The sequence below is a fragment of the Pseudomonas sp. 210_17 TE3656 genome (assembly GCF_054821965.1).
Map to the genome: position 1 here is coordinate 4,635,592 of NZ_JBTRBC010000001.1, position 13,366 is coordinate 4,648,957.

General features: G+C 61.9%; 14 protein-coding genes and 1 tRNA gene. 7 read left to right on the forward strand and 8 right to left on the reverse strand.

The window, feature by feature from the left end:
- Positions 1-50 precede the first annotated feature (50 nt).
- Together ACVI9W_RS21545 and ACVI9W_RS21550 are read right to left on the reverse strand one after the other, a co-directional pair.
- The gene (locus ACVI9W_RS21545) at positions 51-974 is read right to left on the reverse strand and encodes a hypothetical protein (protein WP_461531129.1); all 924 of its coding nucleotides are present in this window, start codon (positions 972-974) and stop codon (positions 51-53) included.
- A 163-nt stretch (positions 975-1,137) separates the two neighbouring features.
- Positions 1,138-1,347, reverse strand: coding sequence for a hypothetical protein (locus tag ACVI9W_RS21550; protein ID WP_461531130.1), 210 nt, complete (start codon positions 1,345-1,347; stop codon positions 1,138-1,140).
- Between the two features lie 230 nt (positions 1,348-1,577).
- Here ACVI9W_RS21550 and ACVI9W_RS21555 point away from each other — a divergent pair, with 230 nt between their 5' ends.
- Positions 1,578-2,396, forward strand: coding sequence for a shikimate 5-dehydrogenase (locus tag ACVI9W_RS21555; RefSeq protein WP_461531131.1), 819 nt, complete (start codon positions 1,578-1,580; stop codon positions 2,394-2,396).
- Positions 2,397-2,495: 99 nt separating this feature from the next.
- Here the strand turns inward: ACVI9W_RS21555 and ACVI9W_RS21560 are convergent, their stop codons facing one another.
- Together ACVI9W_RS21560 and sstT are read right to left on the reverse strand one after the other, a co-directional pair.
- On the reverse strand, positions 2,496-3,140 hold the full coding sequence (locus ACVI9W_RS21560; RefSeq protein ID WP_157191987.1) for a YceH family protein: 645 nt from the start codon (positions 3,138-3,140) through the stop codon (positions 2,496-2,498).
- Between the two features lie 96 nt (positions 3,141-3,236).
- Positions 3,237-4,448, reverse strand: coding sequence for a serine/threonine transporter SstT (gene sstT / locus ACVI9W_RS21565; RefSeq protein WP_157191988.1), 1,212 nt, complete (start codon positions 4,446-4,448; stop codon positions 3,237-3,239).
- A 216-nt stretch (positions 4,449-4,664) separates the two neighbouring features.
- Between sstT and ACVI9W_RS21570 the strand changes: the two genes are divergently transcribed.
- Positions 4,665-5,819: an MFS transporter gene (locus tag ACVI9W_RS21570; RefSeq protein WP_461531132.1), complete on the forward strand. Its 1,155-nt coding sequence runs from the start codon at positions 4,665-4,667 to the stop codon at positions 5,817-5,819.
- Here ACVI9W_RS21570 and nhaR read toward each other — a convergent pair.
- Positions 5,809-6,705: a transcriptional activator NhaR gene (nhaR, locus tag ACVI9W_RS21575; protein WP_038609548.1), complete on the reverse strand. Its 897-nt coding sequence runs from the start codon at positions 6,703-6,705 to the stop codon at positions 5,809-5,811. The genes ACVI9W_RS21570 and nhaR overlap by 11 nt on opposite strands.
- Positions 6,706-6,840: 135 nt before the next feature.
- On the opposite strand from nhaR, the gene ACVI9W_RS21580 reads away from it, so the two are divergent.
- Together ACVI9W_RS21580 and ACVI9W_RS21585 are read left to right on the forward strand one after the other, a co-directional pair.
- Positions 6,841-7,080 carry a hypothetical protein gene (locus ACVI9W_RS21580; protein WP_038609551.1) on the forward strand — a complete coding sequence of 80 codons (240 nt, stop codon included), beginning with the start codon at positions 6,841-6,843 and terminating at the stop codon, positions 7,078-7,080.
- Between the two features lie 30 nt (positions 7,081-7,110).
- Positions 7,111-7,860 carry a TerC family protein gene (locus ACVI9W_RS21585; protein WP_422416004.1) on the forward strand — a complete coding sequence of 250 codons (750 nt, stop codon included), beginning with the start codon at positions 7,111-7,113 and terminating at the stop codon, positions 7,858-7,860.
- Between the two features lie 66 nt (positions 7,861-7,926).
- Here the strand turns inward: ACVI9W_RS21585 and ACVI9W_RS21590 are convergent, their stop codons facing one another.
- The gene (locus tag ACVI9W_RS21590) at positions 7,927-8,103 is read right to left on the reverse strand and encodes a hypothetical protein (RefSeq protein ID WP_198325408.1); all 177 of its coding nucleotides are present in this window, start codon (positions 8,101-8,103) and stop codon (positions 7,927-7,929) included.
- Positions 8,104-8,264: 161 nt separating this feature from the next.
- Between ACVI9W_RS21590 and ACVI9W_RS21595 the strand changes: the two genes are divergently transcribed.
- Positions 8,265-9,008: a PA2778 family cysteine peptidase gene (locus ACVI9W_RS21595; protein WP_461531133.1), complete on the forward strand. Its 744-nt coding sequence runs from the start codon at positions 8,265-8,267 to the stop codon at positions 9,006-9,008.
- A 21-nt stretch (positions 9,009-9,029) separates the two neighbouring features.
- Here ACVI9W_RS21595 and ACVI9W_RS21600 read toward each other — a convergent pair whose 3' ends face one another.
- The gene (locus tag ACVI9W_RS21600; protein WP_461531134.1) at positions 9,030-10,313 is read right to left on the reverse strand and encodes an NAD(P)/FAD-dependent oxidoreductase; all 1,284 of its coding nucleotides are present in this window, start codon (positions 10,311-10,313) and stop codon (positions 9,030-9,032) included.
- Between the two features lie 187 nt (positions 10,314-10,500).
- Here ACVI9W_RS21600 and ACVI9W_RS21605 point away from each other — a divergent pair.
- Both ACVI9W_RS21605 and ACVI9W_RS21610 read left to right on the forward strand, forming a co-directional pair.
- Positions 10,501-10,577, forward strand: a tRNA-Val gene (locus tag ACVI9W_RS21605).
- A gap of 177 nt (positions 10,578-10,754) precedes the next feature.
- Complete coding sequence (locus tag ACVI9W_RS21610) at positions 10,755-11,192, forward strand: hypothetical protein (protein ID WP_157191991.1); 438 nt, start codon at positions 10,755-10,757, stop codon at positions 11,190-11,192.
- 119 nt (positions 11,193-11,311) lie between these two features.
- On the opposite strand, the gene paaZ is transcribed toward ACVI9W_RS21610, so the two are convergent.
- A complete protein-coding gene (gene paaZ / locus ACVI9W_RS21615) occupies positions 11,312-13,366 on the reverse strand; it encodes a phenylacetic acid degradation bifunctional protein PaaZ (protein ID WP_461531135.1) in 2,055 nt (684 codons plus the stop codon).

Sequence of the window (13,366 nt, forward strand, 5' to 3'; positions counted from 1 at the left end):
GGGCAGGCTGCAACATCAGCGCTATTCGGGCGTGTTCAGTACGTTTGCGTTCAGGTGTGTGCAGGTGATGCGCCGTTTACATCGGCAGTGATTTTTTCCAGCATGTAGTCGGGGCTGTATTGATGCAGGATTTCGCGCGGTACGGCGACAGTCTCTGTGTTGATGAAACTCTCGAGGTCGTCAAGGTTGTCCTGGCCGATAACGAATATGTTTTCTGGCCTGTAAAAGTCTTGTGATTTTATTTCGCTGTTTGAGGTGATCAGTTTCTTGTTGAAGAAAATCGCCTCGAGCACCCGCAACGTTATACCGGTTTGCCCCTCTTTGTTTATATCGGCCAAAATGCTGGAGTTGATCGACTTTTCAATGTTTTCGTCATAGGAAAGACCCTCGTCGATATGGTATTCGGAAACACCCTGGGTGTCGTTGTCCTTGACAATATGGAAGTCAACAACGCAGTTCACGTCGCGAAGTTTTTGAGCGATCGATTCGATAGCGGCGGTCCGACCTTTGTCGCGGCCGAGGAAAAAGCATTTCGCGGCATTGCCCGGGACCGCAATCTGGCTGTACAGGCGTGCTGCATCGTCTACCCCGTATGGGAAAAACTGGTGCAGGTAGTCCATGCCAAAGGCTTCGCACTGCTGCTTGTCAAAACTGTAGACCTTGTCAAAAACGCCTTCGATGCTCCGCATGAACTGCGGGTCGACCAGGTTTCTGACGAGCAGTACTTTTTTGCCACTGAAGTTTTTGATGATGGTGGGCTGGAAGCTTCTCTTGAACTGCCAGTCATTGCAGATGACGATATCGCGGTCAGTCACGTTGTGTGGCTGCCATAATTTTCTCGCCAGCCAGTCATCGCTGATGACATTTGTGTGCAGCAGCTTGTTTATGCCTGAAATGTAGCGATTCAGTCGTTTTATTTTTTTCGGGGTGGTAATGATTTCTGTGTTATAGCGCAACGACAGGTTTGCAATCATCGTCCGCTCATACTGAGCGATCCAGCCCAGAAAAAAATACCTCACTACATACCCCTTTCAGCTTTGCTTGAATTTTACGCACATGAAAATATGGCCGAATGCTACTGCGGTATTTTCCCCTAAGTGGGTTATGCGAGCAAACCAAAATAACGAAGCCGACCCATCATTTGCGTGATTTCATTTCGTCAGTCCCTTTCTCCAGCAAAGGGCGGGGCAAGTGACTGGCCAAGGCTTGCGCTGCCAGTAGTGAGGTCAAGGGCCCGGACACCGGTTCGCCATCGCGTACCAGATACCAGCAGGCCAACAGGCCTGACTCCCTGAGTGAGGCAGGGACGGCGCTGCCGATGACCGACATGATGTTGACAGAGGCCATGGCGACTCTCCTGTGATTCGTGGTCGTGGTCCTACCTTACGTGGCGCGACAGGTCGGTTGAAATCAACCGCTTCGATAGTGCTCATCACTGTCATCGACCCGGCCTTGACAGGGCGGCGGGCCGTTGCAACGCACAGGCTAAGGGGGCGGCGAAGTGGTTACCAACGCCCAATCGCCGGCAAGCGAGGTGAAGATGCATAATGCCCAGTCGATTGTAAAAGGAGAGTCAAATGGCCCAAGTTCCCGGTAAAGACACCGTCCTGTGCATCTCCCTGGCGGGTCGTCCTGGCACCTTTGGCGTGCGCTTTCACAACCACTTGTACCAGCAGTTGGGCCTGGATTTTTACTACAAGGCCATGACCACCCAGGATTTGCCGGCCGCCGTGGGTGGTATTCGCGCCCTGGGCATTCGCGGTTGCGGTGTGTCGATGCCGTACAAGGAAGCCTGCATGGCGCTGGTCGACGAGATCGACCCGTCGGCGGCGGCCATCGAGTCAATCAACACCATCGTCAATGACGGCGGTCGGCTCAAGGCCTACAACACCGACTATCTGGCTGTGCGTCAGTTGCTGGAGCAGCATCGCCTGGATCCGGATACGGCTTTTGCCCTGCGCGGCAGCGGCGGTATGGCCAAGGCGGTGGCCAGCGCCTTGCGCGATGCCGGGTTCAAGCAGGGCATCATCGTTGCCCGCAATGAACAGGCGGGCCGGCAACTGGCCGACAGTTGCGGCTATCGCTGGCAGGCTGAGCTGGGCGATCTGTGTCCGCCGATGCTGGTCAACGTCACGCCGATCGGCATGGCTGGCGGGGTAGAGGCCGAGCAGTTGGCGTTCAGCCGCGAAGCGATTGCGGCGGCGCAGGTGGTGTTCGATGTGGTGGCGATGCCGGCGCGTACGCCGCTGATCATCGAAGCCGAGCGGCACGGCAAAACGGTGATTACCGGGCTGGAGGTGATTGCCCTGCAGGCGCTGGAGCAGTTTGTGTTGTATACCGGCGTGCGGCCGACGGCCGAGCAGGTGGCGCAAGCGGTGGTGTACGCCCGAGGGTAGGTAGCGAACCCTGTGGGAGCCGGCTTTGCCGGCGATGAGGCCGGTGCAGGCCCCATCGCTGGCAAGGCCAGCTCCCACAAAGGTTGCAGCAGCCGGGGTTTACTCCAGCGCCGCCAAGCGTTCTTCCAGCGCGGCAATCCGCGCCTCCAGCGCCTCGATGCGCTCTGCCGACACCGCACCACCCGCGCTGCGTTCCGGCCCTTGCTGGCGCGCGGCAAGAATCGCTTCAATCTCCGCCGGATCACCCAACGCATGGGTATAGCGGTCTTCACGCTGCCCGGCCTGGCGCGGCAGGTGCAAGGCAAAGCCACGGGCGATCAGGCGTTCCAGCTGATGCACCACCTGTTCGGCGTCTTCGAATTCATGCATGCGGCTGCTGCGGGTCAGCAGTTCATTGACCGTCTGCGGGCCGCGCAGGAACATCAGGCCCAACAGGGTAACCTGCGCCGGCACCAGCTCCAGCGCCTTGTCCACGCGCTGCTCCCAGCGGTCGGCGCGGCTGCCCATCTGCAAGCGGGTCAGGCCTTGCCCCTCAAGGGCGCGCAGGGCCTGGCCAACCTGGCCCTGGCTCAGGTTCATCACCGGCTCGCGGCTGGTCTTCTGGTTACAGGCCAGGACCAGGGCGTTCAAGGTCAGCGGGTAGGTTTCCGGGCTGGTGGCCTGTTTTTCGATCAGCGCACCGAGAACGCGGATTTCGCTGCTGTTGAAGCGGGCTTCGGAAGGGGATTGATGATCGTCGGACATAACCCTGTCTCTATGCGAAGAAAGGCCTCTAGCCTAGGTGCGCGACAGGGTAAAACACAAGCAGCCGGTGCAGGACGCACCGGCTGCGGGTCAGGCTCAGGCGCTACGGCGCTCTTCGCCCATGCACGCGGCGGCGGTGAACAGCACGTCGGTGGAGGAGTTCAGCGCGGTTTCCGCCGAGTCCTGCAGCACGCCGATGATGAAGCCCACGGCCACCACCTGCATGGCGATTTCGCTAGGAATGCCGAACAGGCTGCAGGCCAGCGGGATCAGCAGCAGCGAACCACCGGCCACCCCCGAAGCACCACAGGCGCACACGGCGGCGACGACGCTGAGGAGAATGGCAGTCGGGATATCGACGGCGATACCCAGGGTGTGTACGGCGGCCAGGGTCAGCACGGTGATGGTGATCGCCGCGCCAGCCATGTTGATGGTTGCGCCCAGCGGGATCGATACCGAATAGGTGTCTTCGTGCAGGCCCAGGCGTTCGCTCAAGGCCAGGTTGACCGGGATGTTGGCGGCCGAGCTGCGGGTGAAGAATGCGGTGATGCCGCTCTCACGCAGGCACAGGAACACCAGCGGGAACGGGTTGCGGCGAATTTTCCAGAACACGATGAGCGGGTTGACCACCAGGGCGACGAACAGCATGCAGCCGATCAGCACCGCCAGCAGGTGCAGGTAGCCAAGCAGGGCGTCCAGGCCCGACTGCGCCAGGGTCGAAGCCACCAGGCCGAAAATACCCAGCGGCGCGAAGCGAATCACCACCCGCACGATCAGGGTGACGCCGTTGGACAGGTCTTCGACGACGGTACGGGTGGTTTGCCCGGCGTGACGAATCGCCACACCCAGGCCGATGGCCCAGGCCAGGATGCCGATGAAGTTGGCGTTCATCAGCGCGCTTACCGGGTTGTCGACCACGCTCAGCAGCAGGCTCTGCAGCACTTCAGTGATGCCGCCCGGAGCGCTCAGGGCAACGTCCGAGGTGCTCAGGGCCAGGTTCGACGGGAAGGCCATGCTCGCTACGACCGCGACCACCGCCGCAGCGAAAGTACCGAACAGGTACAACACCAGGATCGGTCGGATGTGGGTTTCGGTCCCGTGTTTATGGTTGGCGATCGAGGCCATGACCAGAATGAACACCAGGATCGGCGCTACGGCCTTGAGGGCCGAGACGAACACCTTGCCGATGAAGCCCAGGCTCAAGGCAACCTCGGGGGCGATCAGGGCCAGGGCAATACCGGCCACCAGACCGATCATGATCTGCAGGACCAGACTGGTACGGTTCAATAGTTTTAGAACGGGTGTCATGTCGGGTGTTTCTCAGTCTTGTAGAGGGGTCGCCAGCCCGTTGCGACGCCGGAAAATACAGGGCGTCAGGCGATCAGGGGCATGAAAGGGGCGCGACTTTAGCACAGCGAGGCACAATCGGTGATTGCCCTGTGTCAGTCGGTAGGACACAGGTGTAGTATCCGCGCCCCTTGGAAACGGCTCAGCGCCGTGAATGTTTAGAACGCTGGAGTGTAGATGTTATTGCCGATTCTGTTGCTGGCTGCGGCCGGCTTCACCGTGTTGACTACCGAGTTCGTGATTGTCGGCCTGTTGCCGGGGATCGCTCGCGATCTGGCGGTCAGCGTGCCCCAGGCCGGGCTGCTGGTGACCCTGTTTGCCTTTACCGTGGCCTGCTTCGGCCCCTTCCTTACTGCGTGGTGCGCACGCTTCGAGCGCAAGCGCCTGTTCGTCGGCATCCTCTTGCTGTTCGCTGCCTGCAACGCCTTGGCAGCGATCGCGCCGAACATTTATGTCATGGGCCTGGCGCGGCTGTTGCCGGCGCTGGGCCTGCCGGTGTTCTGGTCGCTGGCCAGTGAAACGGCGGTAGATATCGTCGGGCCTGCGTATGCCGGGCGGGCGATCTCCAAGATCAGCTTCGGGGTGGTGTGTGCCACGGTGTTTGGTATCCCGGTCGGTACCCTGGTCGGCGATGCTCTGGGCTGGCGTGCGGCCTTTGCCTTGCTGGCCGTGCTGGCGCTGGCCAAGGCGTTGCTGCTGCACCTTTACCTGCCGCGTACACCGCGGCATAACCAGGCGACCTCGTTGCGCGGGCAGTTCGGCATCTTGCGTAGCCGTTTGCTGCAAGGCCATGTGCTGCTTTCAGTGCTGGTGTTCAGCGGTATGTTCACCATCTATACCTACCTGGCCGATATCCTTGAGCGTCTGGCTGGATTCGATGGCGCGCGGGTTGGCTGGTACCTGATGGGGTTCGGTGCGGTGGGCCTGATCGGCAACAGCCTGGGTGGCCGCGCGGTGGATCGTCACCCGTTGCTGGCCTCGGCGGGCTTTTGTGCGTTGATGCTGGTTGGCCTGATTGCCCTGATGCCGAACATCCATTCCCCCTACGGCCTGATTGCCGCGCTGGCGATCTGGGGCGCGGCCCAGGCGGCGCTGTTTCTGGTCAGTCACGTCCGCCTGATCAAGGCTGCACCGCAGGCACCGGCCTTTGCCGCTTCGCTGAATGTCGCCGGGGGCAATCTGGGGATCGGTCTTGGCGCCATCATCGGCGGCCGGGTGGTCGACAGCGTAGGTCTGGCTGCGCTCGGTTATGCCGCCGCCGTACTGATTGGCGCTGCGGTGCTGCTGGCGTTGGGCTTGATGCGCATGCGCAGCGCCACTGCTACCAGTTGAACAATTGGCGGCGGGCCCCTTCGGTGATGGCGAGGATGCCTGGGTGCTTGACCTTGCGCTCCACCGAAATGGCGTAGAACGACTCGATCACCGCGTCGGTCTGGCCGATCAGTTCGACGCCGTATTGGCGGCAAACCTCATCGGCAATCACGCTGGGGCCGATGAAAATGCCGCTGCCGGACTGGCCGAAAGCCTGCATCAACGCGCTGTCATCGAACTCACCGACAATCCGTGGCTGAATCTGCTGCTCGGCGAACCAGCGCAGCAAGCGGCTGCGCACCACGGTTTCCTGGCCGGGAATCAGCAACGGGGCATGTTGCAGACAGGCCGGGAAGTCTTCGCTCAACTCAGCGGCCAGGGCGGGGGTGGCGAAGAAACTGATGCCACACTCACCCAGGCGCTGGCTGTAGCCCTTGATGTCCAGATGGCTGGGCATGGGGCTGTCGGAGATCACCAGGTCCAGGCGCTGGATCGCCAGGTCGGCCAGCAGGCGTTCGAGTTTGTCTTCGCGGCAACTCAGGCGCAACGCGTCTTCCATGTCCATGGTCGGTGCCAGCAGGCGGTAGACGATGGACTTGGGCACCACATCGGCGACCCCGACCCGAAACAGGATCTGCTGTTCATCTGGACGGGCACGCAGCATGGCCTCCAGCTCCCCGCCGATCTGAAACATCTGCTCGGCGTAGGTCAGTGCCTGGCGACCGGTTTCAGTCAGTTCCAGCTGCCGCCCGACCCGGCGAAACAGCTCGATGCCGTAAGTCTGTTCGAGCAGGCTGATCTGCCCGCTGATGGTCTGCGGCGTCAGGTTCAACTGCTCGCCGGCGCGCACGATGCTGCCGGTGCGGGCCACCACCCAGAAGTAATGCAACTGACGGTAGTTGAGCATGCAGGTTCCCGATTCGTAAAAACCGAAGTATAAGCGCTGAAAATACGAATTTTCCTGATGTATCGAGATATTTACAATCCCCAGCCATCACGGTGCCACTGATTGGGCACTGATCATCGACACGGAGAACCACAGATGCTGCAACTCAAATCCATCGGAACACCCCTGGTGCTACTGCTGGCCCTGTTTGCCGTGAGCGGTTGCGAGCAGGCGGAAAAATCCGCCCAGCAGATGCTCAACCAGGCCGCAGAGTCCGCCAAGGAAGCCATCGACCAAACCAACGAAGCCGCCCAGCAGGCCCTCAGCGAAGCCACTGGCTCCGAGGGCGAGAAGGCCGCCAAGCCCGAGCGCGACGACAGCGCTAAAGAAATCTGACCCACCCTTACCTTGATGCAGGATTGATTCATGGAATACTTGTTGGAACTCGCTGCAAGCCCGACCGCCTGGGTAGCCCTGGCCACCCTGGTGGCCATGGAGATCGTGCTCGGCATCGATAACCTGATCTTCATCTCCATCCTGACCAACAAGTTGCCCGAGGAATTCCGCTCCAAGGCGCGTCGAATCGGTATCAGCATGGCGCTGGTGATGCGCCTGGGTCTGCTCAGCACCATTGCCTGGATCGTGCAACTGACCGAGCCGGTCATCGATGTGTTCGGCCATGCCTTCTCCTGGAAGGACATGATCCTGATTGCCGGTGGTCTGTTCCTGCTGTGGAAGGCGACCACTGAAATCCACGAGAGCGTCGACCCGCGGGCCAAGGAAGAAAGCAAAGCGTCCTCGACCATCACCCTGGGCTTTGCGGCCGCTATTGGTCAGATCCTGCTGCTGGACATCGTCTTCTCGATCGACAGCATCATCACCGCCGTGGGCATGACCGAGCACTTGCCGATCATGATCATTGCTGTAGTGAGTGCCGTGGTGGTGATGCTGGTGGCGGCCGACCCGCTGGCCAAGTTCATCAACGACAACCCGACCGTGGTGATGTTGGCCCTGGGCTTCCTGATCATGATCGGTATGACCCTGATCGCTGAAGGCTTTGGCGCCCATGTACCGAAAGGTTATGTGTATGCAGCGATGGCGTTCTCTACCGCGATCGAAGCGCTGAACATTCTGTCGCGTCGGGCGCGGATCAAGCGCGAAGCGGCTGAGGGTTGATGTAAATCGCGGGGCAAGCCCGCTCCCACAGTGGGAGCGGGCTTGCCCCGCGATGCTTTTCAGGAATCAATGCGCACTGGCATGCCGACGACTACGTCGCGTCGGCACCGCCTCACTGGTTTTCTTAGGCAAGGTATGGTGCGGGTGATGGCGGCGGGCAATCCGCAGCACGCCCCAGAGCATGGCGGCGGCGACGCTCAACCAGGCACTCACCAGCATGAAAATGGCCATTGTCAGGCTCATGTCTGCCTCCTCAGGTCCCTGGCCAGCCCATGATGCTTGCCACGCGGACACCCCTAGAGTCTAGCCCAAGCCCTGTTTCAATCCATTGACCGATGGTCTAGCCCCTTGGGCCGCTTTGTTCTAAGCCGCCTGCACACTATACCCACGCGGCCTGCCGGCCTATGATCGCACCCCAGGGCCGGGCGCTGTCTGCCGGGCATCAGCACAAGCGAGTGTTCATGCTGCCACTGTCTACCACATTCTCCGCTTTCGCCCCGCGCCGCCTGCTGGCCGCCTGTGCGATGGCCCTGGCCCTGGCCGGTTGCGCCAGTCAGCCTGCTGCGCCGACCAAGGGTTTGCCACAACGGGTGGAAATCGGCTCGGTGCCGTTCTACCGCGGCAATGCCAACCAGAGCGCGCCGATGGCCCTGGCGGCGATCCTTTCGCAACAGGGCGTGCGTATTACCCCGGGGTTGCTCGAACAGTCATTGGGCCTGCCCCAGGGCATCGACAAATTGCAGGGTTCGATGCAGAACGTCGCCCGTCAGTACGGCATGGTGGTCTATCCGCTGGAGCCGAAGCTGAACGCGCTGCTGACCCAGGTGGCTGCAGGCAATCCGGTGCTGCTGCGTTTCGAACAGGGTGCGGCGTTCTGGGGTGAGCCGCGTTATGCCTTGCTGGTCGGTTACGACAGCTACAAGCAACGGGTGCTGCTGCGCGCGGGGAATAATCGACGGTTGCTGATGGACTTCGACGACTTCGCATCGGCGTGGAGCAAGCAGGGGAGTTGGGCAGTGCTGGTGCAGCCGCCGAGCCAGTTGCCGGCTCAGGTTGACCGTCAGCGTTGGCTGAAGGCGGCCAATGACCTGGCCCAGGCGGGCCAGGAACAAGCGGCCCGCCAGGCCGTCAGCGCCCTGGGGCAATGACGGCGCCGGCCGGGCCCGGGCTTAGAAGCCCAGACGGTCGCGCAGGCTGTAGTACCAGGCGCCGATGGCGCTGAACGGCACACGCAGCATCTGGCCACCCGGGAACGGGTAGTGCGGCAGTTCGGCGAATGCGTCGAAACGCTCGGCCTGACCACGCAGGGCCTCGGCCAGTACCTTGCCCGCCAGGTGGGTGTAGGTGACACCGTGGCCACTGCAGCCCTGGGAGTAGTAGATGTTGTCGCCCAGACGGCCGACCTGTGGCAGACGCGACAGGGTCAGCAGGAAGTTGCCGGTCCAGGCGTAGTCGATTTTCACGTCCTTGAGCTGCGGGAAAGCCTTGAGCATCTTCGGACGAATGATTGCTTCGATGTTTGCCGGGTCACGGGCACCGTAGACCACGCCGCCACCGAAGATCAGGCGCTTGTCGCCGGTCAGGCGGTAGTAGTCGAGCAAGTAGTTGCAGTCTTCGACGCAGTAGTCTTGCGGCAGCAGGCTGCGCGCCAGTTCCTCGCCCAACGGCTCGGTGGTGATCACCTGGGTGCCGCACGGCATGGACTTGGCCGCCAGCTCTGGCACCAGGCCGCCGAGATAGGCGTTACCGGCAACGATGACGAACTTGGCGCGTACTTTACCTTGCGGGGTGTGCACCACCGGGTTGGCGCCACGCTCGATGCGCACTGCCGGGGATTGCTCGTAGATCTTGCCGCCCAGCGACTCGACGGCTGCGGCTTCGCCGAGGGCCAGGTTCAGCGGGTGGATATGGCCGCCGCTCATGTCGAGCATGCCGCCCAGGTACTGATCGCAATCGACCACTTCACGAATGCGCTTCTGGTCCATCAGTTCCAGCTGGGTGTGGCCGTAGCGTTCCCACAGGCGCTTTTGCGATTCCAGGTGGCCCATCTGCTTGGCGGTCAGGGCGGCGAACACGCCACCGTCTTTCAGATCGCACTGGATGTTGTACTTGGCCACACGCTCACGGATGATGCGTCCACCTTCGAAGGCCATCTGGCCGAGCAGTTGCGCCTGCTTGGGGCCGACGGTGCGTTCGATGACATCGATGTCGCGGCTGTAGCTGTTGACGATCTGGCCACCGTTGCGGCCCGAGGCGCCGAAACCGACTTTCGCGGCTTCCAGCACGGTCACACTGAAGCCCGCTTCCAGCAGGAACAGGGCGCTGGACAGACCGGTGTAGCCGGCGCCGATCACGCAGACATCGGTCTGAACCTCTTCCTGCAGCGCCGGGCGCGGCGGAACCGGATTGGCCGATGCGGCGTAGTAGGACTGAGGGTAGGGGGTATTGGCCATGCTGCGAAACCTCTGTTTTATATTTTTTACGACTGTACCGATGCTATCAATAATAATAAACACCCGCTAGTCGTGTGTTGAAAATCCTTTACCCCCGGTTTTCACAAATACGTTTGTTATTCAGTGGCTTAGCTAGAAAAAAAGAGTTGACACGCTCAGCCGATTCCGTAGAATGCCGCCTCACAGCAGGCACATAGCTCAGTTGGTTAGAGCACCACCTTGACATGGTGGGGGTCGTTGGTTCGAGTCCAATTGTGCCTACCAAATCAAATCCGCCCCTGCTGGCGGTACCAAAAAGGCGATCCGAAAGGGTCGCCTTTTTTGTTTCTGCAATCCCGTCTCCTCGGGGACCGGCCATCCGAAGTACAGCCTGTATAGACAGCACCGCTAGAATTAACAGGGGGATAACTTTCATGCGTACTGCTTGTAAGGAGTCCTACGATGAAGATTCTATCTTCGCTGGCGCTAGTGATAGCGGCCGGTTGGATGTCGGGGTGTGCTACAGCACCTGATCATCAGTTGGTCAGCGTCCCGCTGAATGCAACTCAGGACAATGCCGGGCATATCGCTCATGCCAGCCTGGTGGCGATGGGCAGCGAGACGCAAATCAGGATCGCTGTCAGTGGTGTGCCTGATTCAACGACCCTTCCTGCGCGCCTCTATACCTACCTCTACGCAGGTGGGTGCGGCGCCTTGACTGGCAAGCCGGCTTACTCGATGAATGACACCGTGCGTTCGGATCTGCATGGCCCGGGTATGGAGCTGGTGAAGGTTGCGCCCTTGTCGCTCGATAGCCTGCGCTCGGGCAACTATGCCCTGGTGGTGCGCAGCAGTGCTGCAGACGGCAATCAGGATCTGTTCTGTGCCAAGGTCATCTAGTGTTTTTGTATGACCTCGTGCCCCCGGTGGGAGCGGGCTTGCCCCGCGATACGATGTGACTGGCACACTGCAATCGCGGGTCAAGCCCGCTCCCACCGGAGGTGTGGCACGGTCGCTAATCAGGCGTTGCGCTTCACCACCAGGGTGAGGATGTCATAGCTGGCGCACAGCTCGCCGTTCTGGTTGGTCACCTCGACGTCCCAGGCCACCACACCTTGCGGCTCGCCTTTCGGGCTGACCTTGCCCTGGTCGATCTTGCGCTTGCAGGTCAGGCGCGCCTGGATGGTGTCGCCGATGCCCACCGGGGTGATGAAGCGCAGGGTGTCCAGGCCGTAGTTGGCCAGTACCGGGCCGACGCCGGGGGAGACGAACAGGCCGGCGGCGGCCGACAGCACGAAGTAGCCGTGGGCAATACGCTTGCCGAACTGCGAGTCCTTGGCGGCAATATCGTCGAAGTGCATGTAGAAGTGGTCACCGGACAGGCAGCCGAAGTTGACCAGGTCCGATTCGGTGACGGTGCGGCGGTGGGTCAGCAGCGACTCGCCGATCTGCAGGTCTTCGAAGTGGCGGCGGAATGGGTGCACCTCGCTCTCGTAGACCTTGGCGCCGCGTACGTACTCGCCGGTGACCGCCATCAGCATGCTTGGCGAACCTTGTACCGCGGTGCGCTGCAGGTAGTGCTTGACCGCACGCAGGCCGCCCAGCTCTTCACCGCCGCCGGCACGCCCCGGGCCGCCGTGCTTGAGCTGTGGCAGCGGCGAGCCGTGGCCGGTGGATTCGCCGGCCGATTCGCGGTCGAGGATGTGCAGGCGGCCATGCAGTGCGGCGGCCGCTGGCACCACTTTGGCGGCGACGCGTGGGTCCTTGGTGATCAGGCTGGCGACCAGGCTGCCTTTGCCGCGGGCGGCCAGGGCGATGGCTTCGTCGAGGTCGTCGTAGGTCATCAAGGTGCTGACCGGACCAAACGCCTCGATGTCGTGGGCGCCGCCCTCGGCATGCGGGTCGCGGCTGCGCAGCAGGGTCGGGGCGAAGAACGCGCCTTCGTTGACGCCATCGCCGCGCGGGGCGAAGCCGTCCTTGGCGCCGAACAGCAGGTCACTCGATTGCAGCAGCGCGGCGACGCGTTCGGCGACGTCGGCCTGCTGGGCGTGCGAGGCCAGCGCGCCCATTTTCACACCTTCCACCGACGGGTCACCGACCACAACCTTGGCCAGGCGTTCGCGCAGACGCTCGGCAACCGCGTCGATGTGCTTGGCCGGAACGATGGCACGGCGAATCGCGGTGCACTTCTGCCCGGCCTTGGTGGTCATCTCGCGGGCGACTTCCTTGACGAACAGATCGAACTCCTCGTCGTCCGGGGTGACTTCCGGGGCGAGGATCGCGCAGTTCAGCGAGTCGGCCTCGGCGTTGAACGGAATCGAATTGCGCACCAGGTTGGCGTTGACGCGCAGCTTGGCGGCGGTGTCGGCGGAGCCGGTGAAGGTCACCACGTCCTGGCCCTGCAGGCGGTCGAGCAGGTCGCCGGTGCCACCGACGATCAACTGCAGGCTGCCAGCCGGCAGCAGGCCGGACTCGTCCATCAGGCGTACCGCGGCTTCGGTCAGGTAGCTGGTGGCGGTGGCCGGCTTGACGATGCACGGCATGCCGGCGAGGAAACTCGGGGCGAACTTCTCGAGCATGCCCCAGATCGGGAAGTTGAAGGCATTGATGTGCACGGCGACGCCGCCGCGCGGCACCAGGATGTGGCTGCCGACGAAAGTGTTGTTCTTGCCCAGCGCGATGGCCGGGCCTTCATGCACCACATTGCCGGACGGCAGCTCGCGGCTGCCCAGGCTGGCGTAGGCGAACAGGGTGCCGGCGCCGCCTTCGATGTCGATCCAGCTGTCGGCACGGGTTGCGCCACTGTGGTGAGACAGGGCGTAAAGCTGCTCCTTGCGCTCGAGCAGGAACTTGCCAAGGGCTTTGAGGCGGGCTGCGCGCTGCTGAAAGTCCATCGCCATCAGTTCGGCGATGCCGCGCTGGCGGGCATGGGCAACGGCTTCGGCGAAGTCCAGCACTTCTTCATGGGTGCAGGCCAGCGGCTGGCCGTTGATCGCGCTGCGCAGTGTCTGGGCACCGTGCTGGCCGATCCAGCGACCGCCGATGAAGCTTTGCAGGGTGGGGTTGTTGCTCAT

What these genes read in the sequence shown, in the direction of transcription:
- ACVI9W_RS21545 (WP_461531129.1), bottom strand. Translation starts at nt 974, where the DNA reads ATGATTGCAAACCTGTCGTTGCGCTATAACACAGAAATCATTACCACC.
- ACVI9W_RS21550 (WP_461531130.1), bottom strand. Translation starts at nt 1,347, where the DNA reads ATGGCCTCTGTCAACATCATGTCGGTCATCGGCAGCGCCGTCCCTGCC.
- ACVI9W_RS21555 (WP_461531131.1), top strand. Translation starts at nt 1,578, where the DNA reads ATGGCCCAAGTTCCCGGTAAAGACACCGTCCTGTGCATCTCCCTGGCG.
- ACVI9W_RS21560 (WP_157191987.1), bottom strand. Translation starts at nt 3,140, where the DNA reads ATGTCCGACGATCATCAATCCCCTTCCGAAGCCCGCTTCAACAGCAGC.
- sstT (WP_157191988.1), bottom strand. Translation starts at nt 4,448, where the DNA reads ATGACACCCGTTCTAAAACTATTGAACCGTACCAGTCTGGTCCTGCAG.
- ACVI9W_RS21570 (WP_461531132.1), top strand. Translation starts at nt 4,665, where the DNA reads ATGTTATTGCCGATTCTGTTGCTGGCTGCGGCCGGCTTCACCGTGTTG.
- nhaR (WP_038609548.1), bottom strand. Translation starts at nt 6,705, where the DNA reads ATGCTCAACTACCGTCAGTTGCATTACTTCTGGGTGGTGGCCCGCACC.
- ACVI9W_RS21580 (WP_038609551.1), top strand. Translation starts at nt 6,841, where the DNA reads ATGCTGCAACTCAAATCCATCGGAACACCCCTGGTGCTACTGCTGGCC.
- ACVI9W_RS21585 (WP_422416004.1), top strand. Translation starts at nt 7,111, where the DNA reads ATGGAATACTTGTTGGAACTCGCTGCAAGCCCGACCGCCTGGGTAGCC.
- ACVI9W_RS21590 (WP_198325408.1), bottom strand. Translation starts at nt 8,103, where the DNA reads ATGAGCCTGACAATGGCCATTTTCATGCTGGTGAGTGCCTGGTTGAGC.
- ACVI9W_RS21595 (WP_461531133.1), top strand. Translation starts at nt 8,265, where the DNA reads ATGATCGCACCCCAGGGCCGGGCGCTGTCTGCCGGGCATCAGCACAAG.
- ACVI9W_RS21600 (WP_461531134.1), bottom strand. Translation starts at nt 10,313, where the DNA reads ATGGCCAATACCCCCTACCCTCAGTCCTACTACGCCGCATCGGCCAAT.
- ACVI9W_RS21610 (WP_157191991.1), top strand. Translation starts at nt 10,755, where the DNA reads ATGAAGATTCTATCTTCGCTGGCGCTAGTGATAGCGGCCGGTTGGATG.
- paaZ (WP_461531135.1), bottom strand. Translation starts at nt 13,366, where the DNA reads ATGAGCAACAACCCCACCCTGCAAAGCTTCATCGGCGGTCGCTGGATC.